The following is a 22,337-nucleotide window of genomic DNA, read 5'->3' on the forward strand; positions in this document are numbered from 1 at the left end:
CCCGCGACACCGACCGCGCGGTTTGTTGACACTGACCGGACATATTGTGGTCTATCGAGCTTCCGCACACCAGTAGCTATCGGGTGTCGATAGACACAGGGTCGACGCCGTCACACCGCGAGGATCAGCTCACGCCGCTGATGCGCGCAGCGCGAACCAGCCTTCGCGCGGGTCGGCGAAGCCGTGATAGACCAGAGGAATGCGCTGGTCGATCGCGAAATACCGGTAGACGGCCTCCATCGCCTGGCGGACCGAATGCGCCTGGAAATCATCGATGCGGCGCACTCCGATGCGCCACTCGGGCAGCATCGCCAGCCGGGTCAGTTCCGCGGGATCGTCCACATCCAGCCCCCATGGGGCGGGTTCCTCGATGAGATGGTCGTGCAGCACCTCGCGCGCGACCGGCGGATCGTGGCGCGGACCGGAGAACGCGACTTGCTGCGCGCGTGCCAGCCCCCGGGTGTCCAGCGGCGTGCGCACGGCCTGGATCAGGTCGATCAGCTCGGCGTCCGGGGTGGGTTGCGGTATTCGCCCGGCGAGGGGCGCCTGTTCGAGCAGGTGCATCATCTGACCGCCGAGAACCAGCGGTTCCGGCACCAGGAAAACGCTGATGCTCGGGCAGGAACAGTTCAAGCCGGTGAGGCACACCCTCGTGTGCAACGGATCGGACATACGTCCTCCTCCGATAGCGGGTCGCCGGGACCCGTGACGTGCAGGATCTGGTTTCTACGCCAGCCGCCGGGAGAGTTCGAATCCGCCGGCGACGACCGTGCCGCACCAGTCAGTGTAGTGCCGTCGAGCGGGATGAACACCTGCTTCCGGCACGGAAGGGGCACGATCTGCGGCGGCTACCCGGCGACCGATTCGGTGTAGCGGCGGGCCAGGGTGCGCAGGTGCGCGACCAGCTCGGGCGGGCCGTCGACGCGGAAATCCATCATCAACATGCTGAGGTAGATCGCGATCGTCTCCATCGCGTCGGCGCCGGTGAGCAGCACGCAACTGTGCTCGTCGATCGGCTCGACCACGCCGACCGCCGGGTTGATCCTGGCGATCACGGTCTCCGCGGATTCGAGGACGGTGACGCGGGCGTGGACGCGCCAGCCGGTGGAGGCGATATGACGCATGACGAAGGCGACCAGGTCGTCGTGTGGGAGGGAGCGCGGGGCGAACACGCGGGTGCCCGCCTCGGCCCGGGTGATCCCGGCGGCAGGCAGTGCCGTCCAGTCGTGGGTGCGCATGCTGTAGGCGACCAGGTACCAGCGACGTTGCCAGTTGATCAGCCGGTAGGGCTCGAGTTCTGTTGCACCGTCGGAGGTTTCGACGGTGACAGCGGTGGTGCGGCGGACCGCGTCGGCGAGGGTGGTGAGGATCCCCGCGGCGACCGGTGCGTCCGGTTCGCGGGAACCGGTGGTGGCGGGGCCGATCTCGGTGGCGTCGCGCAACGCGGAGACCTTGCGCTGCAAGCGTTTCGGGAGGATTTGTTCGATCTTGCGCAGTGCTCTGGTGAGCTGGTCGCCGATGTCGGAGACGGCGAGCGAGCCGTCGTGGGCCACGGCGATGGACAGCGCGACCGCCACCGCTTCCTCGTCGTCGAGGAGCAGCGGCGGCATGGTCGCGCCGCGGCCGAGGCGGTAGCCGCCGATCGCGCCCCGTTCGGCGTGGACGGGATAGCCGAGTTCGCGCAGCCGTGAAATGTCGTTGCGCACGGTGCGTTCGGTGATCTCGAGGCGGTCGGCGAGCTCGCGCCCGGTGTAGGCGCGGTCCTGCAGCAGGGCGAGCAGACGCAGGACGCGCGGGGTTGTCGCAGCCATTTTCCACCTCGTCGAAAATTAGGAAAGAAACAAGCCTAATAGGTTTCTAGGCTGGAGTCATCACCGAAACGAAAGGCACCATCATGAACAGCACCGCAGCCCTCGAAACCGTCTGGCGCGACGTGGTCGCCACCTCCTACCGGGCCCTCGGCGACGTCGTGGCCGGGATCGCCGACGACCAGTGGAACCTGCCCACCCCCTGCTCGGACTGGACCGTCACCCAGGTCATCCAGCACGCCGCGGGCGACCAACTCGCCTACGCCGCTGCCCTGGGAGTCGGCCCCGGCCCGTCCTACAACCCCTTCGACCCCTCCGGCGAGATCGACGGTTCCGCCGCCGCCCTGGTCCGCGAAGCCGTCGACCAGACCGCCGCGGCGTGGGCCACGGTCGCCGACGAAACCACCACTGTCCCCACGCCACTCCCGCACGGCGACCTCCCGACCCCCGTCGCGGCCTCCCTCGCCGCTCTCGACGCCGCGGTCCACGCCTGGGACATCGCGATCGCCACCGGCCAGCCGTCGCCCCTCACCGACGACCTCTCCGCCCATCTCCTGACCGCCGCCCGCACCATCCACCCTGCCCCCGGTTCAGGCACCGATGCCGAAATCATCGAACCCCTGCGCCAGTGGGGCGCCTACGCCGCCGTTGTCGAAACAGCGGCCACCACGCCCACCGCCGAACTCCTGCACTACCTGGGCCGCGCCGCTGTGTGAGCCGGGGTTCGGCCACCGGTCGAGGACATGGCCTCGCCACAGTGGTCGTCGAGTATCAGCGGCGCACGGTGATCAGGGTGAAGGGGCCGATTTCGGTGGCGGTGAAGGCGGGGTCGGTGAAGAGAGACTTGGGGAAAGAGACTGTGTAGCGCTTGACGTTCGGGTCGTTGGGGTAGACGTCTTCGGCCAGGCGCAGGGTGTAGTTGTCGCCGTCGTTGCGGAAGAGGAAGGCGTCGGGGGCGCGCCACGGGGACTTCGCGAGGGCTTCGACGAGGGCCGGGGAGTCGGGGAGCTTGCTCCAGTCGGCGATGGTGGCGGCGCGCGCCTTGAAGTCCGACAGGGGGTTCGCGTAGTGGGAGGTGAGGGCCTGGAAGCCCCAGTAGGGGTAGAAGGCCAGGAAGGTGGTGTCCGCGGTGAGGACGACGGATTCGTCTCGGGGACGGCCGGTTTGCGCCAGGATGGCCGCATCGATCTCGCGGTAGTGCGAGACGGCGGAGGGTTTGCGCTGGTCGGCTCGTTCGCCGTTGCCGTCGGTGTCGGTGTAAGCGGTGTCGATCTCGTGGGTCAGCACGGTGGGGATCGTCTGGGCGAAGGCGATGGCGCCGAGGACGGCGATCGCGGCAGCCGCGGTGCGCATCGGGGCGGGCTCGTTCACCGCCTGGTAGAGGGCGGTCGCGCCTTCGACGAAGCCGAAAACGCCCGCGGCGGCGAGCAACGCGAGCAGGACCGGCTCCAGCCGGAAGGACAGCAGGGTCGTGCCTGCCGCGGTCGCCATCATCGAGAGCAGGGTCCACAGGTAGATCGATACGACGCCGAGGCCCAGTGCCTGTGCGCGCCTCGATGATCCGGCGCGAACTACGAGCCACAGCACGCCGATCATGCACAGGGCTCCCCGCAGGGAGAACTCCAGCATCGGGAACGCCAGCTGTGCGCCGGACTCCGGCAGATAGTGGAAAGCGCTGCCGGAGGGAAGTTTCGCACCGGACGCCATCTTCAGCAGATACGGCGTCCACACGACCAGGGCGAGCACGATGGCGATGCCGCCGATTGCCGCCAGCCTGGTCATCGGCGCGATCGCGGCGCGCCAGGCGGGCGGAGCGCTGAGCGGGATAGTTCCGCCCGTGGCGGAGGAAACGCCGGGGGTACCGGCGTCAGCAGCCGCGCCCGCTCGCGCGCCGCCCAGACGGCTTGCCCGCCGCCCAGCTGCCCGCTGTGCGTAGACTGCCAACCCGGCCGCCACCACCGCCATGATCACCACGGTGAACGCCGCGATCGCCAGGTACAACGTGTAGAAACACGCCGCCACCCCGAGGAACAGCCCCGTACCGAGCACCGCGCCCCACCCACCGGACCGCCGATGCAGCGCACCCCACGCCAGCACCAGCACCGGCGGAACGAACACCACGAGCACCGCGCCATAAGCCTCGGGCGAGGCGTACGCCAACGTCATCGCCGTGACCGCGGCGGCCGCGCCCACCGCCATGTCGGCCCGCACCAACTGCATCCACAACACCAGCGCCACCGCGGCGGCGATGGCGAGCAGCCCGATCGCGTACGGCTTGAACACTTCCCAGCCGTCCATCCCGAGCACGTTGCCCACGCGCCCGCCGATCCAGAACCACCCGGCCGGATAGAACGGCGGCAGATCCACATACGTCATATCGCGCAGCGCGGCACTGTCGGTGAGCCGGGTCAGGTATTCGGTCCGGAATTCCTGATCCACCGAGACACCGAACAGGTACAGCTTCGTCGCGGCCAGCGGCATCCCCAGCGTGACCGTGACAAAGCTCGAGATGCCCACCCAGGACAGCAGTTTCGCCACCACCGGCCACTTGCGCAGCCGGATCAGCAGCACCGAGACCACCAGCAGCGCGACCGCGACGACCTGTCCCACCGTGGTCAGCGCGCGAGTCACATTGGAGGAGTTGAACGCGGGCCACTGCACCGCCGAGAACGCGAACAGCCCCACCACGGCGACCACCAGCGCTACACCCGCGGCGGCAGCCCCCTCGCCGACCCCGGTCCAGATCTTGCGCCCCGCCCGCACCTCGTCATTGGTCGTCATCGGCGCGCAATCCTCCGGCTCCACTGTGCTCAACGGTCCGGGCCAGCCTAGTGGAGCCGAAAAGCAGAACTGCCGCACCATCCGGGGATGATGCGGCAGTCCTGAACGCAGTCGATCAGATCGGGAGCTTGCGGAAGATCGGGCGCGGCACGTGGCGCAGGGCCGACATCAGGAAGCGGGCCTCGCCCGGCGCCCAGACGATCTCGGTGCCCTTCTCCGACGCGGTGACGGCGAGCTTGGCGACGTCTTCCGGGTCGACGGTGAGCGGAGCTTCCTTGGCGCCGGTGGCTTCCCAGTGGGCCTTTGTCGCCGAGGTGCGCACCTGCATCGGCCGGATCACGGTGACGCGCGGCCCGAAGGGACGCAGCGCCTCGCCGAGGCCGAGGTAGAAACCGTCGAGGCCGGCCTTGGTGGAGCCGTAGACGAAGTTGGAGCGGCGGACGCGCTCACCGGCCACCGAGGACATCACGATGATCCGGCCGTGGCCCTGGGCCTTGAACTTGTCGCCCACCAGCACTCCCACCGACACACCGGCGGTGTAGTTGATGCCGACGGTCATGACCGCCTTGCGCTGGTTCTGCCACAGCTCCTCGGCATCGCCGAGCACACCGAACGCCACGATCGCGACGTCGACGTCGCCCGCGGCGAACGCGGAGTCGACGACCTTGGGGTGCGACTCGGTGTCGAGCGCGTCGAAGTCGACGACGTCGACCTGGGTCGCGCCCGCGGCCTTCACCTGGGTGACGGCGTTCTCGAGCAGCGGGTCGCCGGGCAGGTTCGCCAGGATGACCCGGGCCGGGCTCTTGGCCAGGTACTCGGCCACGATCGCGAGACCGATCTCGGAGGTGCCGCCGAAGAGCAGGATGGTCTGCGGGTTGCCAACTGCGTTGATCACTGGAGCTCCAGCCTCCTGGCCATATCGGACATGAACACGCCATTCGGGTCGACGCTGCGGCGGACCTTGATCCACTTGTCGATCCGCGGGTACATCTTGTGGAAGGTCTCGGCCGAGGTGCGCGAATCCTTCGCGGTGTAGAGCCGCCCGCCGAACTCGAGCACGCGCCGGTCGAGCTCGGTGACGAACTCGTTGAGCCCGCGCGAGATCGGGAAGTCGACGCAGATGTTCCAGCCGGCCATCGGGAAGCTCAGCGGCGCCTGGTTGCCCTCGCCGAACAGCTTGAACACATTGAGGAACGAGTAGAAACCCGAGCTCTGGATGTCGATGATGATGCGCTTGAACTCTTCGACCGACTCCGGCGGAACCACGAACTGGTACTGCAGGAAGCCGTTGGAGCCGTAGCCGCGGTTCCATTCGCCCATCATGTCGAGCGGGTGATAGAAGGCGGTCAGGCTCTGCGCCTTGCCCCGGTAGGTGCCCGATTTGCGGTACCAGATCTCACCGATCGGCCCGAAGGTGTACTTGTTGGCCAGCCCGTTGGGGAACACATCGGGCAGCGTGAAGAAGGTCTTGCCGTTGAAGCGCAGCGGGTCTTTCTGCAGCTTCTTCGGCAGCTGGTCGACCTTGGCCAGGTTGCCGCGTGAGATGGCCGCGCGTCCCAGGTTGGGCAGCGGGCTGATGGCGTCGAACCAGGCCGAGCTGTATTCGTACTTGTCCTCGGAGCCGTCGCTGTGGAAGGCGATGGTCTCGTCGAGGGTGCTGGTCACGTCGCCGTCGGCGATGAAGTACGCCGTCTCGGTGGGGGTCATCTCGACGGTGGCCCGCAGGATGATGCCGGTCAGGCCGCAGCCGCCGATGGTCGCCCAGAACAGCTCCGGATCGGACGCGGCCGTGATCGTGCGGACGACACCGTCGGCGGTGAGCAGATCCATCGAACGCACGTGGTTGCCGAAGCTACCGGCGCTGTGGTGGTTCTTGCCGTGGATATCGGAGCCGATTGCGCCGCCGACGGTGACCTGGCGGGTACCGGGTAGGACCGGAACCCATAGGCCGAACGGCAGCGCTGCCTTCATCAGCTGGTCGAGGTCGACGCCGCCGTCCACGTCGACGAGGCGGGTGGCCGCGTCGATGCTGTGGATCTTGTTCAGCGCGGGCATGTCGATCACGAGGCCGCCCGCGTTTTGCGAGTTGTCGCCGTAGGAGCGGCCGAGGCCACGCGCGATCACGCCGCGTCGCAGATGCGCCGGCTTCGAGTCGTTGTCCTGCGCCACCATGCTCACGGCCTTGGCGATCAGTTCCGGATCGCTGGTCGAGAGCACTTCGGCGGAGGTGGGTGCGGTGCGACCCCAACCGGTGAGCTTGCGGGTGCGCGTAGGGAGCGCGAACGCCTCATCGTTGGTGGTCGAAATGTTCTCAGACATCGGCTAAGAGGCTACATGCATGGCGCGAGGAGCGACCGGTCTCGTAGTCTTCCTCACGTGCAAGCCCAACCGCATCTGCCGCTGCCCGCCGAAATTCCCCTGGTCGACGAGCCCGGCGGGACCGAAGTCGACCTCAAGACGCAGATCGTGCGGTTCACGCTGACGGGTGGTTTGTCGGCGATCGTCGACTACGGCATCTACAGCCTGCTGCTGAATCTGCTCGGGTTGCCGGTGAGCCTGGCGAAGGCGATCAGTTTCGTCGCAGGCACCACCACGGCGTACCTGATCAACCGGCGCTGGACGTTCAAGGCAGAGCCGAGCAGGGCCAGGTTCTTCGCGGTGGTGGCGCTCTACGCGGTGACGTTCGCGGTGCAGGTGGGGATCAACGCGGCGCTGTACTTCGCGCTGCCCGACGAGTGGTGGCGCCAGCCCCTCGCGTTCGTGATCGCGCAGGGCACCGCAACCGTCATCAACTTCGTCGTGCAGCGCGTGGTGATCTTCAAGATCGAGTAGCTAGCTGGCCTCGGCGATGGCCGGTGCCTGCTTGCCCGCCTTGACGCCGAAGTAGTCGCCGCCTTTGGCGCGCACGTTGTCGGTGCCCCATTCGCGCTGGTCCCGCGAGACCGGCACCATCTGCGGGATGTGCTTGCGGCAGTGGATGTAGGCCTCTTCGACATCGACCACCACCCACACCTGCGAGGTCTTTCCTCGCTCGGCGGGCGGCAGATCGGTGACGTCCTCGCGCAGCTCGCTGTCGGCGACCATGCGGGCTTTTCCGTTGATGTGCAGGCCGATGAGGTCGCGAACGAAGTCGATCATCAGGATTCCCACGTGCGGGTTCTCGAGGATATTGCCCAGGCTGGCCATCACCCCGTTACCTCGATATTCGGGGTACGCAATCGTGCGATCGTCGATCACGTGCAGGAATCCGGGGGTCCCCGCCCGGAAGCTGGAGTCACATTCGCCGTGTGAATCGGAGGTGGCGATGAAGGCCATGTCCATGCGGGCGACGAAATCGACCATCGTGGGATTCAGATAGTCGATCACCTGGTCGTCGTAGAAGCGCTCGGCTCTGTCCGAGGTGCCCAACGTGTCCTGTAGCTCGTGTTCTCCGTCGCTACCGACGAATTTTTCGGGCATCGGGCCCCCTCTGCTAGCCGTACCGGTTGATGCGGGCTTCTAGACGAAACCCCCGCTGTGACCGCAATCTCACCCAGTCTAGGGGACTCTCACTGCCGGTGGGGCGTGTCCATTGTTGCGAAGGATATGAAAGCCGAGTTTGCGCAACGGTTTCCGGACCCGGACTGATCAGGCCGGACCTACCGTCACCGGTACCCCGTTGAACACGGCGGTTCCGGACACCACGTCGACCACCGAATCATCGGTCAGCACATTGGCGTTCACGCCCGCGTGCGCCAGCGCGACCGACTGGGTGCTGCTCGCGCCGTGACCCCAGCCGTGCGGCAGGCTCACCACGCCGCGCATGATCGTCGGCGTGAGCTCGACCTGCACCGTCAACGAGCCCGCCGCCGAGGTGATCTCGGCCTGTTCGCCGAGGCCGAGGCGGGTCGCGTCGTCGGGGTGGACATGGAGAGTGCAGCGGTTGGAGCCACCGACCAGACCCGCGATGTTGTGCATCCAGCTGTTGTTGGAGCGCAGCTGACGTCGTCCGATCAGCACCATCGCGGGCGCGGTGCTCGCCAGCCCGGCGCGCAGTCGCTCCACGTCCGCGAGCAGTTGCGGCGGTGCCAGCTCGACCAGCTTCGACGCGGTGCGCAGGACACCGGGCAGTCGTGGGCGCAGTGGGCCGAGGTCGATGCCGTGCGGGTTGTCCAGGAGGGTTTTCAGGCTCAGGTCGCCGCCGTTCCACGCGCCGTACGGGCCGAGCTTGAGCATCAGATCGAGGCGCTGTTCGGTGGTGTCCGTGCCGGTCAGCTCGTCGCGGCGTTCGCTCATGCCGGCCTTGTGCAGGGTGCCGGCGATCACGAGCTCGTCGACCATCGCGATCGGACTGGCCGCGCCCGTCCCGGCATGCGGCTGACCACTCACCGCGGCGGCGAGCCGGGCCACCACGGCCGATTCCGAGGGCCGCTCGCCCAGCGCGACCAACGGCGGCGAGTAGCGGGCGTAATTGCGCACCGCGAACTGCAGCAGCGCGAAATCGAAGTGCGGTGACTGCACCGAACGCGGTGGCGGCAGGATCACGTTCGCGTGTCTCGTCGTCTCGTTGACGTAGCGATCCACACTGACCATGAACTCGAGCCCGGCCAGGCCACGGTCGAGTCGCGCACCGCTCGGCGCGGACAGCACGGGGTTGCCCGCCACCGTCACCAGCGCCTTGATCTGCCCCTCACCCGGTGTTTCGATCTCGTCGGCGAGGGTGGCGACGGGCAGTTCGCCCATGGCCTCCGGCAGCTCGCGGACCCGGCTGGTCCAGCGGCCGAGGCGGAACGGCTTGCTGCGCTGCACCCCGCCCGCCGCGGCATCGGCGAACATGGCGCCGCCGGGGGAGTCCAGGTTGCCGGTGAGGGTGTTGACGGCGTCGACCAGCCACTGGGTGAGCGTGCCGAACTCGGCGGTGCACGTGCCGATCCGCGCGTAGACGGCCGACGTGGGCGCGGCCGCGAGTTCGCGGGCCAGCGCGCGGATGGTGCCGGCGGGGATGCCGGTGCGCTCGGCCACCGCTTCCGGTGGGAAATCGAGGGCGGCCGTGCGTAGTTCGTCGAGTCCGGCCACGTCGACGCGCACGTCGGTCAGGCCCTCGTCGAACAGCGTGTGCACGACCCCGAACAGCAGATACGCGTCCGAACCCGGCCGGATGAACAGGTGCTGGTCGGCGAGTGCCGCGGTTCTGGTCTCGCGCGGATCGACCACCACCAGCTTGCCCCCGCGCGCCCGCAACGCCTTCAACCGCCCGGGGAAGTCGGGCGCGGTGCACAGCGACCCATTGGATTCGAGCGGATTGGCGCCCAGCATCAGCAGGAAGTCGGTGCGATCGAGGTCGGGGACCGGCACCGTCAGCGGGTCGCCGAACATGAGTCCGGCCGCGACCTGCTTGGGCATCTGATCGGCCGAGCTCGCGGTGTAGATGTGACGGGTGCTCAGCGCCCGGATCAGGACGGGCAGATAGAGCGCGCCCGCGACGGTGTGCGCGTTGGGGTTGCCCAGGTACACCGCGGACGCGCCACGGGGGATCTCGGCGAACGCGGCCGCGATCAGGTCGAACGCCTCGTCCCAGCTTGCCGCGCGGAACCCGTCACCGTCGCGGATCAGCGGGGTGGTGACGAGGTCGGGATCGCCGTCGAGCTTGCCGAAGCTGGCGCCTTTCGGGCACAGGAAGCCCTTGCTGAACGGGTCGTCGCGGTCGCCGCGTACCGACAGCACCTGGTCGGCGTCGTCGAGGGTGACCGTGAGACCGCAGACGGCCTCACACAGCGGACAGGTACGCAGGAGCGAACGTGGAGCCATACCCCATGCTTACGCCCACTGGGGCGGGCGATGGCCGGAAACGCCGAAAACCCGCGAGCTGCGACGTCGGGGAGGCGTCGCGCATCGCGGGTTCGGGCTGGTTCAGGTCAGCTGGCCAGGGTCAGCGCCGCGCGCTTGCCGACCTGCTTGCCGGTCTGCCTGCGGGCCATTGCCGAGCGAACGGCCGCACCGAGGGCGACGACCGGCGGGATCCAGCGAGCCTCGGTGGGGGCGACGCCCCAGGAGGCGCTGCCCGCGGCGAGCTGGGTGGGCGGCAGCGGGATGCTGGCGCCGTCGGTGTGCACGATGACGCCTGCCTCACGCATGGCCTCGATCGCCATGGCGGCCTTGCGGACACCGGTGACCAGGTGGATCTCGCGACGCTCCTGGCCCGGGATCTCGATCACGGGGCCGGACAGGTTGTTGGCGCGCAGGAAGCGGCGAACGTCGCCCGCGATCTCACCGGTGATCTCGATGGCCGAGACCTCGTCGTCGGTGATCAAGCACAGACCGTTGGTGGTTTCAGCGACCGTCCATCCACGCGCGGTGTACTCCTGCGCGGCGGCACCTTTGTCGGCGGCCGTAGTGGTGGTCGGAAACGTCGTGCGCACTGTGTTCTCCATTCCCCGAAGAGCTCTGTTCCTGCGTTCATGGGCGTATCGGCGGGAGGTGGCCGACTCGTTACGCCGTTACCGAAAAATATTCGAGAGTGTCTGCTTCGTCTCAGTCCGGTAACCTTCGCTATCGCAGGTACGGTGCCGACAGGTTGGCGTCGGGGTCGAAAGCGGGCAGGATTCGAAGCATGACCGAAGCGCCTGGCACTCCCGAGTCGAACGACGAGGATGTCGAGGAATTCGACGCCGAATCCCGTTGGCTCTCTTGGAAAGAGGCCGGTGGCAAGCGGCCCGATCGTGCCGGTGAAGTCTCCTACGAAGCCGATCTGGCGCGCGACGCGGGGTTCGAAGAGCCGTTCCGCAGTACCGGTTCGGCCAAACAGTGGGCCGCCGAGGCCGCCCGTTCGCTGCTGGATGTGCAGTTCCGCAGGCCCGCGACCAGGACTTTGCTACCGCTGGCCTACGTGCTCGGCGTCGCGTCCTTCGGCATCGGCCTGCCGATCGCCTTCACCGTGCTGATGTGGAAAGCCTCCGCGGTGCTGGGGGTGCTCGCCGCGCTGGTGTCGATCCCGTTGGGGCTCACCATCGCGGCCTCGGTCCGCCTGATGCTCGAGTTCGCCGACAACGCCGCCCGGTTGGCCGGCCGCGTCGAACACATCAGTGATCTGGCCGACGGCCTGTTCCAGGCGCTGTCCGATGTCGCCGAGCCGGTGAGTCAGCTCTCCGAAGACGTTCGTGCGGTGCAGTTCTGGCGGTTCCGCAAGAAAAAATAGGTCTTGCGCGGTGTCCGATTCATTGTGAAACAATCCGTACGCAGATCCGGATATGTCGGCTGCGTAGGTCGGTCTCCGTAAGTTCTGTCCGGAGACCGGAGTTCGGATACAGGGGGGAAGTATGGCTTCACCACAGGGCGTCACCGGTTCCACGATGCCGCGCAGGCAGTTGGGCAGGCACTTACGTGACCTGCGCAATCGTGCGCGGATGACAACCAGAACCGCGGCGGCGCAACTGGAGTGGTCGGAAGCGAAGATCTGGCGGATCGAAACGGGGCAGACGTCGTTGCGCAGCCTCGACGTCGAGGCCATGTGCAAGGTGTACGGCGCGCCGGCCGATCTGGTCGAACCGCTGGCCGCGTTGGCTCGCGAAACCAAAGCACGGGGTTGGTGGACGAGCTACGGCGACGTGATCGCGGAGGGATTCGAGGTCTACATCGGCCTCGAGGAAGCCGCGTCGGGGCTCGCGCTCTACGAGGACGGCCTCGTCCCCGTCCTGTTGCAGACCGAGGACTACACGAAAGCGCTGCTGGAGCAGACGATCCCCGGGCTGACCGAGGCGGAGCTCGAGCGCAGGCTGCGGGTGTCGGCGGCCAGGCAAGCTCTGGTGACCAGGGCGGATGCTCCGTTGCGACTGGACGTGGTGCTGGCCGAGTCGGTGCTCACCCGTGTGATCGGTGACGACCGCGTCCGCGCGGGCCAGCTCGCGCGATTGCGGGAGCTGGCCGAGCGCGAAACGGTGCGGATCCAGGTGGTTCCCGGCGATTCCGGCTACCACGCGGGTCTCGAATCGGGCCGGTTCGTGATCCTGGATTTCGGGGTCGACGACTCGGTGGATCGACCGGAGCCGCCGGTGGTCTACGTGGAGACCTTCGCGGGCAGCACCTACCTGGACAAGCCTGCCGAATGTGATCGCTACCGGCGTGCTTTCACCGGTATCACCGCGGCGGCTACGGGCACGTTGTAGGGCTGTCCCACGAACCGGCGAGCACCGAACGGTGGGTGGGCAGGGCTCGGTCGTAGACCGCCCTGCCCTTGTCGGTGAGCTGGACGAAGATGGCGCGACGGTCGAGATCGCACATGCTCCGTTCGACCAGGCCGTCGCGTTCCAGCCTGGCCACCGCGCGCGAGAGCGCACTCTGGCTCAGGTAGATGTCCTGGGCCAGTTCTGTCATGCGGTACTTCTGACACGCCGCGTCGACCAGTCGGTCCAGCGTTTCGAATTCGCTGAGGCCGATCTCGTGGTCCCTTTGGAGCGCCTTCTCCAGGGCGCAACTCACGGCGGCGTGCCTGCCGAGTAGTTCGCGCCACTGACCGACCAGCTCGGTGGGCGCTTCGGTGCGCCGAGCTGACGTTACGGCCGGGTTCATGGCCCCATCTTAGTGGTAGGCGCATGTTCATGCAACGGCATTTTATGTGTTGGCAATTAATGCACACGCATGTAATGTCCTCCGCATGACTTCGCCAGCAACGCTCTCGGCCGCAGATCAGGCGACCGATCCCACCAGGTGGCCCCTTCGCCTCTGGGGAATGCTGATCACTCTGTGCATCGTCCTTTTCCTCGACGGGCTCGACGTCTCGATGATCGGCGTCGCGCTGCCGTCCATCGGCGCCGAACTCGATCTGTCCACCTCCACCCTGCAGTGGCTCGTCAGCGGCTACATCCTCGGCTACGGCGGCCTGCTGCTGCTGGGCGGACGCACCGCCGACCTGCTCGGCCGCCGCAAGGTCTTCCTCATCGCCCTCGCGGTGTTCGCGGTCGCCTCGCTCGTCGGTGGCCTGGTGAGCGACCCCGCGCTGCTGATCGCCACCCGCTTCATCAAGGGCCTGGCCGCCGCGTTCACCGCGCCGACCGGTCTGTCGATCATCACCACCACGTTCGCCGAAGGAAAAGCGCGCAACAAGGCGCTGTCGATCTACACCGTCTTCGGCGCGGGCGGCTACTCCATGGGCCTGCTGTTCGGTGGCCTGATGACCGGCGTCGGCTGGCGCTGGACCTTCCTGCTGCCCGTCCCGATCGCGCTCGCCGCCCTGGCCGCCGCCTTCGTGCTGGTGCCCAAGGACGGTAAGGCCGAAGAAGGCGGACACGATCTACTCGGCGCGCTGCTGTCCACCGCGGGCATGTTGCTGCTGGTCTACACCGTGGTCACCGCGCCGGAAGTCGGTTGGGCCTCGGCTCGCACCATCGGTTCGTTCCTCGCCGTGATCGCCCTGTTCGCCGCGTTCGTCGTCACCGAACAGCGGGTGAGGCACCCGCTGGTCCGCCTCGGCATCCTGCGCAAGGCCTCGCTCGTGCGAGCCAGCCTGGCCATCATCGCGGTCGCCGGTTCCTACTTCTCCTGGCAGTTCATCGTGACCCTGTACATGCAGGACACCCTGGAGTGGTCGGCGCTGAAGCTGGCGATGGCCCTGCTGCCGGTCGGCATCCTGGTCGTCGGGTCGGCGTTCTTCTCCGAGAAGCTGATCGACCGTTTCGGTACCGGACCGGTCATCGCGGTCACCATGAGCGTCATGGCGATCGGCTACCTGCTGTTCCTGCGGATCGACACGGCACCCGGCTACTTCACCGTGCTGCTGCCCGCGATTCTGCTGATCGGCATCGGCTGGGTCGGTTTCCCCGCCATCAATGTGCAGGCCACCAGCGGTATCGACGACGACGAGCAGGGTCTCGCCGCAGGCGTACTGCAGACCTCGATGCAGGTCGGCGCGGCCGTCGTGCTCGCGGTGACCACCGCCATCGTCACCTCCGGCGGGCACGGTACGAGCGCTACTCCGCAGCAGATGCTCGACGCCTACCGGCCGGGCCTGGAGTTCGCGGCGGGCGTCACCATCGTCGGCGCGCTGCTCGCGCTCACGGTCTTCCTGCCCCGGTTCCGCAAGCCGGCGGAGGTCGCACCGGTCGAGGCGAAGGTTCTCGAACCGGTGGCTTGATCGGAAAACGCTGAACGGCACCACCTCGCGCAGGTGGTGCCGTTCGACGTTTCACGTGAATCAGGCGGAAAACTTCGGCGCTGCTTCGTCTTTCGCCGAGCGAACATAGGTCAGCGGGCGGCCGTCGCGGCCCTCGGTCGGCCATTCGATGCCGAGGCGCGGATCGAAAGCGTCCAGGTCCCTGTCGAACTCGGGGGAGTACTCGAGCGAACAGAGGTAGGTCACCGTCGACCGGTTCTCCAGCGAGAGGATGGCGTGGCCGAGACCCTCGGACAGGAACACCGAGCGCCGCGAGACGTCATCGAGCAGCACGCTGTCCCAGCGGCCGTAGGTCGGTGAGCCCGGCCGCAGGTCGACCACCACATCCAGGAACGCACCGCGCACACAGGTCACATACTTGGCCTGACCGGGCGGATCGTCGGTGTAGTGGATGCCGCGCAGCACCCCGGCGGCCGAAACCGAGGTGTTCACCTGGTGCAGCTCGAACGGGCGCCCGGTGGCCTTCTCGAACTCCGAGGCCTTGAACGACTCGCAGAACATGCCGCGGTCGTCGCCGAGCAGACGCGGGGTCACCACCCAGGCGCCGGGGATCGCCAGTTCACGAAATTCCATGCGCTACCAGTCTTTTCCGCGGTCGATCAGATCCAGCAGGTAGCGGCCGTAGCCCGAGCGCACCATCGGTTCGGCGAGCTTGCACAGCTGCTCGTCGGAGATGAGGCCGCGGCGCCAGGCCACTTCCTCGGGCACACCGATCTTGAGGCCCTGCCGCTCCTCGATCGTGCGCACGTAATTGGCCGCGTCGAGCAGGGAATCGAAGGTGCCGGTGTCGAGCCAGGCGGTGCCGCGGGCGAGCACGTCGACACTGAGCCGGTTCTGCTCGAGGTAGGCGCGGTTGATATCGGTGATCTCGTACTCGCCGCGCGCCGACGGCTTCAGCTCGCGGGCGATCTCGACCACGTCGTTGTCGTAGAAGTAGAGGCCGGGGATGGCGTAGTTCGAGCGCGGGACCTTCGGCTTCTCCTCGATGGAGACCGCGCGGCCCTGGTCGAACTCCACCACGCCGTAGGCGGTCGGGTCCTTCACCCAGTAGGCGAACACCGCGCCGCCGTCGATGTCGTGGAAGCGTTCCAGGCTGGCGCCGAGGCCGGGCCCGTGGAAGATGTTGTCGCCGAGGACCAGCGCCGCCGGTTCGTTGCCGATGTGATCGGCCCCGAGGACGAAGGCGCTCGCGAGACCGTCGGGTTCGGGCTGCACCACGTAGCTGATCGCGACGCCGAACTGGCTGCCGTCGCCCAGCAGCCGGGAAAACGCGTCGGCGTCCTCCGGCGTGGTGATCACCAGAATGTCGTCGATCCCTGCCAGCATGAGGGTGGACAACGGGTAGTAGACCATGGGTTTGTCGTAGACCGGGACAAGCTGCTTGCTCACCCCGCGCGTGATCGGGTGCAACCGTGAACCGGTGCCGCCCGCCAAGATGATTCCGCGCATAGGTGGCAAGTCTGCCAGTCCCGTCCGCCCCGGAGACGGGGAGGTTCCGACACGTCGACGAATTGGTCACGAACGTTTCGTGACCGGGTGTGTCGGGCGATAACTGAGACAGACAAGACGTTCATCTGATTATGTGAGCGTCGATGTGTGAAACATCACTGTGTTAGATGTCAGCGCCGACATCCGATCCGGGGGGTTTACGCCTGGTCAGGGGTCGACGCGCCAGCTGTAGAGGTAGGTGCGCGATGGTAGCCACAAAGATCACCGGCGTGATGGGTGGGCTCGCGCCCGTGGCCCCGATCAGCACCGCCGAGAGGCCGGAGTCGGGCATCATCGTCAACTCCGGCCGGACCAGTACCTCCTCGCGAGTCCTGATGGGCGCCTGCCTCGGCCTGATCGGACCGCTGCTGCGCACCGTGCCCATCAACCGGGCCACCATTCCGGTCGGCGCCGTCGCGGTCGACCTGCTGTCGCGGCTGCGGCCCGAACCGCACGGCATCGAGCGCGAGCAGATCCAGCTCCAGGGCTTCAAGATGGAAATGGTGCGGCCCGCGGGCGGATCTCGCGCGTTGCGCCACGGCGCGTTGCTGTACATGCACGGCGGCGGCTTCGCGGTCTGCGGATTGCAGACACACCGCGCGGTCGTGGCCGGACTGGCCCGGCGCACCGGACTGCCCGTCCTCAATGTCGAGTACCGGCAGCTGCCCGGTGATTCGATCGACACCTCGATCGACGACTGTGTGCTCGCGTACCGCTGGCTGCTGCGCCACGGGGCCGATCCGGCGCGCATCGTGTTCGCCGGTGACTCGGCGGGTGGGTTCCTGACCTTCGCGACCGCGATCCGCTCTCGCGAGATCGGCCTGCCGCTGCCCGCCGCCCTCGTGGGCCTCAGCCCGCTGCTCGATCTGGACTACCGGGCCAAAGAGGGCTACGTCAATGTCAACCGGGATGCCTACATTCCGCTGAAGGGCCTCGAGGCGGTCGTCCACCTGGGCGCCGAGCACGCCGGTCCGCTCGATCCCGCGCTGTCGCCGGTCAACGCCGAGCTGGCCGGGATGCCGCCGGTGCTGCTCATCGCCGCCGAGGACGAGCTCCTGCGCTACGACTGTGAACTGATGGCCCACCGGCTCACCGCCGCGGGCGTACCCAACACCCTGGAGCTGTGGCGCGGGCAGGTGCACGCGTTCATGAGCATCCTGCCGAGCATGCCGGAGAGCCGTTCGGCGCTGGGCCGGGTGGCGAAGTTCGTCCGCACCGCGGTGGAACCGGCCCAGCGGGCACGTACGGCCTGAGAACGGCTCGGGCGGTCCTGACCACGGTCGGCCGACCGAGCCACCTCCGACACGAAGAAGCGGCCCCCGCCCGGATTTCTCCGGGCAGGGGCCGCTTTCCTTCTGTACTGCGGCGAAATTACTTGGCCGGAGCGACGAAGGGCTGGTTGATCGTGGTGAAGTACTGGATCGCAGCGCCGATCGCGACCGGAGCGGTCACGAAGATCTGGCCCAGGATGACGCCGAGGGCGCCGATGGTGGTGGCGCCGACGACGCAACCCGCGATCGGGCCCGCGCCGAACAGGGCGAGCAGCACACCGGTGGCGACCAGGCCGGCCGCGGCACCCGCGATGCAGCCGATGGTCGCGCCGCCGAGGCCGCCGGCCAGGGTGCCGATGGTGGCGCCCATGGAGATGGTGGAGGTCAGACGGCTCCAGGCGGCCTGCTCACGCTCGTACTCGGTCTTCCAGGGAGCCTTGTCCTCGTAAGGCAGGGCCACCGGCTTGTAGACGGCCTGGGCCGGGTCGAGCTGGGGGGTCAGGACGGCCTTGTTGCCCGAGATCTCGGCGGCGATCGGCAGCTCGAAGTCATCGAGGCGGAACGACAGCGGGGTGCCGGCGACGGTGGTGCCGTTGGCAGCCTTGATCTTGAAGGCGCCGTCTTCGACGACCAGCGAGCCGGCGTCGGTGGTGATGACGGACTTGGAACCGTCGACGACCTCGGCGGAGTAGTTGATCGGGGCGGCTTCTTCGGCCGGCGCGGCGTTCACGGTGCCGGCGGTGACGCCCATGGCGGCGATCAGCAGCGCCGACGTGGCGGCGAATTTCCTCATCAGCATTTTTGTTGAACCTCAAGTTTGGAGCGTGCGGAGGGGACTCGTAGATCAAAAGCTCCCGCAGCTAACCAGAGGTGAACCTGCTGTGACTGTTAGTTCAAGTTTTGTTCACCATTGATACTCCGATGCCTGTGCGCTGATAGAAACCTGAGCGTTGACCGGGCTTTTTCTCAGGAAAACCGACTTTGAGTCTTAACCTACCTACAGGTAATGTGACGGAGATCACTGTGTAAATATATGCCGGGTCACAGGTCAGAGACGTTCCAGCAACACATAACGGTGACACCTTTCGTCACGAGCGTCCACGGAATGCACGTATCGTTGACCGAGTGCGAGTGCTCGTAACCGGCGGGGCCGGGTTCATCGGTGCGAATTTCGTCCAGCAGACCGTGGCCACGCGCCCGGATGTCCAAGTGACCGTGCTCGACGCGCTCACTTACGCGGGCAACCGGGCATCGCTGGATCCGGTCGCGGATCGGATCGAATTCGTGCACGGCGATATCGCCGATCTCGATCTTGTCGACAACCTGGTCGGTGGGGTGGACGCGGTCGTGCATTTCGCGGCCGAATCCCACAACGACAACTCCCTGGCCGAGCCGTGGCCGTTCGTGCAGACCAATATCGTCGGCACCTACTCGCTGCTGCAGGCGGTACGCCGCCACGAGGTGCGCTACCACCACGTCTCCACCGACGAGGTGTACGGCGATCTCACCCCCGACGAGCCGGGCTTCACCGAATCCACCGCCTACAACCCGTCGAGCCCGTATTCGGCGACCAAAGCGGGCAGCGACATGCTGGTACGCGCCTGGACCAGGTCTTTCGGTGTCCGCGCGACCCTGTCGAACTGCTCCAACAATTACGGCCCGTACCAGCACGTGGAGAAATTCATCCCGCGCCAGATCACCAACCTGATCGACGGTGTGCGCCCACGGCTGTACGGCGCGGGCCATCAGGTGCGCGACTGGATCCACGTCGACGACCACAACCGCGCGGTCTGGGACATTCTCGAGCGTGGCCGGACCGGCAAGACCTATCTGATCGGCGCCCAGGGTGAACTCGACAACCTCACGGTCGTCCAGCTCATTCTGCAGGCGTTCGATCGAGAGCCCACCGACTTCGATCACGTGACGGACCGCCCCGGCCACGACCAGCGCTACGCCATCGACGCGAGTCTGCTGCGCGAGGAGCTGGGCTGGTCACCGCGCTACGCGGACTTCCGCGCCGGCCTGGCCGACACCGTCGCCTGGTACCGCGACAACGAGAACTGGTGGCGACCGAAAAAGGCCGATACCGAACGCGCCTACGCGGCAGCGGGCGAGAAAACTCTGTAATCCCCACCGTCGTCTGGGGAATTATCCCCAGACGACGGTGTAATACGTTGCGGCGGTAGCGACAAGCGCGAAAGTCGATGCGCAGGCGATGGTGATCGCGGTCCCGCGGGCCGGAATCACGCCATCGGAATTCGTGAGTCGCAGCCCCACCACGCGAGCCAGCACCGCCAGTCCCATGATTGCCAGCGGCACGAAATACCGGCCCTGCACACCGTCGATGATATAGAAATCGACCGGCGTGAACGACATGTACAGCGTCACGTAGATCATCGCCACACTCGCGAGCACCGTGAGCGCCACGATCAGCGTGCGACGGAAAGTGGCTGTGGTGGTACTCATCCGGTCGACGATGCCGAAACTCACCGCGAAGGCGAGCAGGCACGCCAGCATCGAAATCGCGGGCACGTCCACATACGCGAAACCGAGTTCGCCGAAGAACTGGTTGAACCAGCGATGGTCGCGCAGCGCGATGCTCTCGCCGAAGGTGTGCACGAATTGCACCGGGTCGCTGAGGATTCCCTTCAGCTGATCGCCCGGTCGCACCTGGCCCCACTGATGGGGCGGGCGCATCAGGCCCATGCCGTCGCCGGTGGGCGCCGCGATCTTCGTCCAGGCGAGGAAAAGCACCCCGCCCGTCACCGCGAATGCCCACGGGACGAATTTCAGTTTTCCGCTGAAACCGAGCCGGTCGGCGGGCACCACCACAACCAGCATCGCCAGCAGCACATAGGTCGGTTTGCTCAGCGGCAGCGCGATCGTCGCGGCGAGCAGCGCGGCGGTTTCCGCCCGGTGCAGTCGATCGCCGACGAACAGCGCTTTCAGCAACAGCGCCGACACCATGATGGCGAGCGCGTTGGTGAGCGTGTCCGCGGTGACGGTGCCCGCCTGGAAAAGCGCGATCGGCAGCACCGCCACGGTGAATACCAGCCACTGGCTACGCCGCTCGCGCAGCGCGTAGAGCCCGAATCCGACAACCGCGAGATAGGCGACCAGGCCGGCGAAACGGGTGAGCAAATACATGCCACCCACGTCGAGGCCGAGCGCCTCGCCCAGCCGAATGCCAACGGCGGCGGGCACATACGGCACCGGCGAGTAGGCGGCGGTGTTGGTGAACCACATCTGCCGGGTCGTCGAGGAGACCTCGGCCGCGGCGAGCCGGTCGTAGGCGCCGGGGTCGGCCACCATCGCGTCGGGCTCTTCGGGGTTGTCGTTGTAGTCGGTGAAGGCGTAGCCCATCAGCGCGTCGATGCTCACCGGGATCTGCCCGCCGTAGGCCACACCGCGATCGTCGACGATGCGCTGGGGGAACACGCCGCCGTGGGCGACCTGGTAGGCGCGGCCGAACTGGGTGATCTCGTCGTGGCCCCAGAACGCGGGCGTGAGCACGGCGAACACGGCGCCGAAGACGGTCGCGATCATCGCGAACGCGACGGTCGCGGCGCCGAACCGCTGGGTCACAGTCCGGATGGGCGCCAGCGCCCGATCCTTGCGTGCGGGGGTCTTGCTGGGTTCTACAGTCGTCTCGGGCTCGATGGACGTGGTCACCGACGGTCTCCGGCCGCGACGTCCTCGTTCACCCCGGCGGCCGAATAACGCAGGTAGACCAACCGCGCCGTCTCGTGGCGGGAGCGGCGGATGCCGTCCAGGATCAGGCCCGCGGTCCACGCGAGGCTGCCGAGCAGCAACAGCGTGAACGCGAGGAACAGCGTCGGGAACCGCGCCACCTGGTGAGTGTTGTAGAAGTCGATCACGATCGGCACGGTCAGAATCACCGAGACCAGCCAGGCGATGGTGCCGAACAGGCCGTAGAACGCGACGGGGCGTTCGTGGCGGGCCAGGCCCAGGATCAGCGCGAGGATCTTGGTGCCGTCGCGGTAGGTGCGCAGCTTGGATTCGCTGCCCGCGGGGCGGTCGCGGAAACCGACCGGCACCGAGGTCTGCGGCACGCGCAGGTGCAGCGAATGCACGGTCAGCTCGGTCTCGATCTCGAACTCGCGCGACACGGCCGGGAAACTCTTCACGAACCGGCGCGAGAACACCCGGAAACCGCTCAGCATGTCTTCGACGTTCTCGCCGAACACCTTGCCCACCACGCCGTTGAGCACCTTGTTGCCGGTCTCGTGACCGCTGCGGTAGGCGCTGGCGTCGGCGTCGTCCTGCTTGCGCACACCGAGGATGTGGTCGTAGGGGCCCTCGAGCAGCGTCTTGATCATCAGCGGAGCGGCCGACGCCTCGTAGGTGTCGTCGCCGTCGATCATCAGATAGACGTCGGCGTCGATATCGGCGAAGGCGCGGCGCACCACATTGCCCTTGCCCTTGGTGTTCTCGAAGCGCACGATCGCCCCGGCCTCACGGGCGCATTCGGCGGTGCGGTCGGTGCTCAGGTTGTCGTAGACGTAGACGACGATCCCCGGCACAGCGGCTTTGAGGTCGGTGACGACCTTGGCGACCGCGGCCTCTTCATTGTGGCAGGGGACCACGGCGGCAATGCGAAGCTCGGTGGAGTCCACCCGGGTCAATCCTCGGAGTTAGGCAGCAGTGGGACACCGGGAGGCTACAGGATTATCGGCGGGCTGGCGCCCGCGTGTCCGCTGGATTATCGGCGCGCTGGCGCGCGCGTGTTCGCGGCCCCAAGGGGTCGCCGGTTAGCCGCCGTTGCTTGCTCGTGAGCGTGTAGACGGCCTGCGGCCTGGGTTTCAAGTCCCAGCCGCGTCGGTC

21 protein-coding genes are annotated in these 22,337 nt (G+C 67.2%); 7 read left to right on the top strand and 14 right to left on the bottom strand.

Annotated elements, in window-relative coordinates:
• Positions 1-129: 129 nt before the first annotated feature.
• Positions 130-672 (bottom strand): hypothetical protein, encoded by a 543-nt coding sequence (locus ACWDXS_RS18240; RefSeq protein ID WP_378989507.1) that lies wholly within the window; start codon positions 670-672, stop codon positions 130-132.
• Positions 673-848: 176 nt separating this feature from the next.
• Entirely contained in the window at positions 849-1,811 is a 963-nt protein-coding gene (locus ACWDXS_RS18245; protein ID WP_387445961.1) for a helix-turn-helix transcriptional regulator, read from the bottom strand.
• 83 nt (positions 1,812-1,894) lie between these two features.
• On the opposite strand from ACWDXS_RS18245, the gene ACWDXS_RS18250 reads away from it, so the two are divergent.
• Entirely contained in the window at positions 1,895-2,524 is a 630-nt protein-coding gene (locus ACWDXS_RS18250) for a TIGR03086 family metal-binding protein (protein WP_449966969.1), read from the top strand.
• A 55-nt stretch (positions 2,525-2,579) separates the two neighbouring features.
• Here ACWDXS_RS18250 and ACWDXS_RS18255 read toward each other — a convergent pair whose 3' ends face one another.
• The 3 genes from ACWDXS_RS18255 to ACWDXS_RS18265 all read right to left on the bottom strand — a co-directional run bounded on the left by ACWDXS_RS18255 (position 2,580) and on the right by ACWDXS_RS18265 (position 6,896).
• Positions 2,580-4,589 (bottom strand): arabinofuranosyltransferase, encoded by a 2,010-nt coding sequence (locus ACWDXS_RS18255; protein ID WP_449966971.1) that lies wholly within the window; start codon positions 4,587-4,589, stop codon positions 2,580-2,582.
• Positions 4,590-4,704: 115 nt separating this feature from the next.
• Complete coding sequence (locus ACWDXS_RS18260; protein WP_378989511.1) at positions 4,705-5,484, bottom strand: decaprenylphospho-beta-D-erythro-pentofuranosid-2-ulose 2-reductase; 780 nt, start codon at positions 5,482-5,484, stop codon at positions 4,705-4,707.
• Positions 5,481-6,896, bottom strand: a complete 1,416-nt coding sequence (locus tag ACWDXS_RS18265; RefSeq protein WP_449967032.1) for an FAD-binding protein — start codon at positions 6,894-6,896, stop codon at positions 5,481-5,483. Before ACWDXS_RS18265 ends, ACWDXS_RS18260 begins: the two co-directional genes overlap by 4 nt.
• 27 nt (positions 6,897-6,923) lie before the next feature.
• Between ACWDXS_RS18265 and ACWDXS_RS18270 the strand changes: the two genes are divergently transcribed.
• The gene (locus ACWDXS_RS18270) at positions 6,924-7,421 is read left to right on the top strand and encodes a GtrA family protein (RefSeq protein WP_449966975.1); all 498 of its coding nucleotides are present in this window, start codon (positions 6,924-6,926) and stop codon (positions 7,419-7,421) included.
• Here ACWDXS_RS18270 and ACWDXS_RS18275 read toward each other — a convergent pair whose 3' ends face one another.
• The 3 genes from ACWDXS_RS18275 to ACWDXS_RS18285 form a co-directional block, all read right to left on the bottom strand.
• On the bottom strand, positions 7,422-8,048 hold the full coding sequence (locus tag ACWDXS_RS18275; protein WP_378989514.1) for a pyridoxamine 5'-phosphate oxidase family protein: 627 nt from the start codon (positions 8,046-8,048) through the stop codon (positions 7,422-7,424).
• Between the two features lie 168 nt (positions 8,049-8,216).
• Positions 8,217-10,376 carry a molybdopterin oxidoreductase family protein gene (locus tag ACWDXS_RS18280; protein ID WP_449966978.1) on the bottom strand — a complete coding sequence of 720 codons (2,160 nt, stop codon included), beginning with the start codon at positions 10,374-10,376 and terminating at the stop codon, positions 8,217-8,219.
• Positions 10,377-10,483: 107 nt separating this feature from the next.
• Positions 10,484-10,987 (bottom strand): hypothetical protein, encoded by a 504-nt coding sequence (locus ACWDXS_RS18285; RefSeq protein WP_378989518.1) that lies wholly within the window; start codon positions 10,985-10,987, stop codon positions 10,484-10,486.
• Between the two features lie 191 nt (positions 10,988-11,178).
• Between ACWDXS_RS18285 and ACWDXS_RS18290 the strand changes: the two genes are divergently transcribed.
• Together ACWDXS_RS18290 and ACWDXS_RS18295 are read left to right on the top strand one after the other, a co-directional pair.
• Entirely contained in the window at positions 11,179-11,763 is a 585-nt protein-coding gene (locus tag ACWDXS_RS18290; RefSeq protein WP_378638068.1) for a DUF4282 domain-containing protein, read from the top strand.
• 121 nt (positions 11,764-11,884) lie between these two features.
• Positions 11,885-12,730: a helix-turn-helix domain-containing protein gene (locus ACWDXS_RS18295; RefSeq protein WP_378989519.1), complete on the top strand. Its 846-nt coding sequence runs from the start codon at positions 11,885-11,887 to the stop codon at positions 12,728-12,730.
• Here ACWDXS_RS18295 and ACWDXS_RS18300 read toward each other — a convergent pair.
• Entirely contained in the window at positions 12,714-13,133 is a 420-nt protein-coding gene (locus tag ACWDXS_RS18300; RefSeq protein WP_378638073.1) for a MarR family winged helix-turn-helix transcriptional regulator, read from the bottom strand. The genes ACWDXS_RS18295 and ACWDXS_RS18300 overlap by 17 nt on opposite strands.
• Positions 13,134-13,218: 85 nt before the next feature.
• On the opposite strand from ACWDXS_RS18300, the gene ACWDXS_RS18305 reads away from it, so the two are divergent.
• Positions 13,219-14,694, top strand: coding sequence for an MFS transporter (locus ACWDXS_RS18305; protein ID WP_449966984.1), 1,476 nt, complete (start codon positions 13,219-13,221; stop codon positions 14,692-14,694).
• A gap of 60 nt (positions 14,695-14,754) precedes the next feature.
• Here ACWDXS_RS18305 and ACWDXS_RS18310 read toward each other — a convergent pair whose 3' ends face one another.
• Both ACWDXS_RS18310 and rfbA read right to left on the bottom strand, forming a co-directional pair.
• A complete protein-coding gene (locus ACWDXS_RS18310; RefSeq protein WP_266295138.1) occupies positions 14,755-15,306 on the bottom strand; it encodes a dTDP-4-dehydrorhamnose 3,5-epimerase family protein in 552 nt (183 codons plus the stop codon).
• Between the two features lie 3 nt (positions 15,307-15,309).
• A complete protein-coding gene (gene rfbA / locus ACWDXS_RS18315; protein WP_378638078.1) occupies positions 15,310-16,182 on the bottom strand; it encodes a glucose-1-phosphate thymidylyltransferase RfbA in 873 nt (290 codons plus the stop codon).
• Between the two features lie 245 nt (positions 16,183-16,427).
• Between rfbA and ACWDXS_RS18320 the strand changes: the two genes are divergently transcribed.
• Complete coding sequence (locus ACWDXS_RS18320; protein ID WP_378989523.1) at positions 16,428-17,474, top strand: alpha/beta hydrolase; 1,047 nt, start codon at positions 16,428-16,430, stop codon at positions 17,472-17,474.
• 118 nt (positions 17,475-17,592) lie between these two features.
• On the opposite strand, the gene ACWDXS_RS18325 is transcribed toward ACWDXS_RS18320, so the two are convergent.
• A complete protein-coding gene (locus ACWDXS_RS18325) occupies positions 17,593-18,291 on the bottom strand; it encodes a hypothetical protein (RefSeq protein WP_378989524.1) in 699 nt (232 codons plus the stop codon).
• Between the two features lie 326 nt (positions 18,292-18,617).
• On the opposite strand from ACWDXS_RS18325, the gene rfbB reads away from it, so the two are divergent.
• Positions 18,618-19,619, top strand: coding sequence for a dTDP-glucose 4,6-dehydratase (gene rfbB, locus ACWDXS_RS18330; RefSeq protein ID WP_449966990.1), 1,002 nt, complete (start codon positions 18,618-18,620; stop codon positions 19,617-19,619).
• Positions 19,620-19,640: 21 nt separating this feature from the next.
• On the opposite strand, the gene ACWDXS_RS18335 is transcribed toward rfbB, so the two are convergent.
• Both ACWDXS_RS18335 and ACWDXS_RS18340 read right to left on the bottom strand, forming a co-directional pair.
• The gene (locus ACWDXS_RS18335) at positions 19,641-21,164 is read right to left on the bottom strand and encodes a DUF2142 domain-containing protein (RefSeq protein ID WP_378989526.1); all 1,524 of its coding nucleotides are present in this window, start codon (positions 21,162-21,164) and stop codon (positions 19,641-19,643) included.
• Positions 21,161-22,129 carry a glycosyltransferase family 2 protein gene (locus ACWDXS_RS18340; RefSeq protein ID WP_378989527.1) on the bottom strand — a complete coding sequence of 323 codons (969 nt, stop codon included), beginning with the start codon at positions 22,127-22,129 and terminating at the stop codon, positions 21,161-21,163. Before ACWDXS_RS18340 ends, ACWDXS_RS18335 begins: the two co-directional genes overlap by 4 nt.
• Between the last annotated feature and the right edge of the window lie 208 nt (positions 22,130-22,337).

Source organism: Nocardia sp. NPDC003183 (assembly GCF_053590715.1).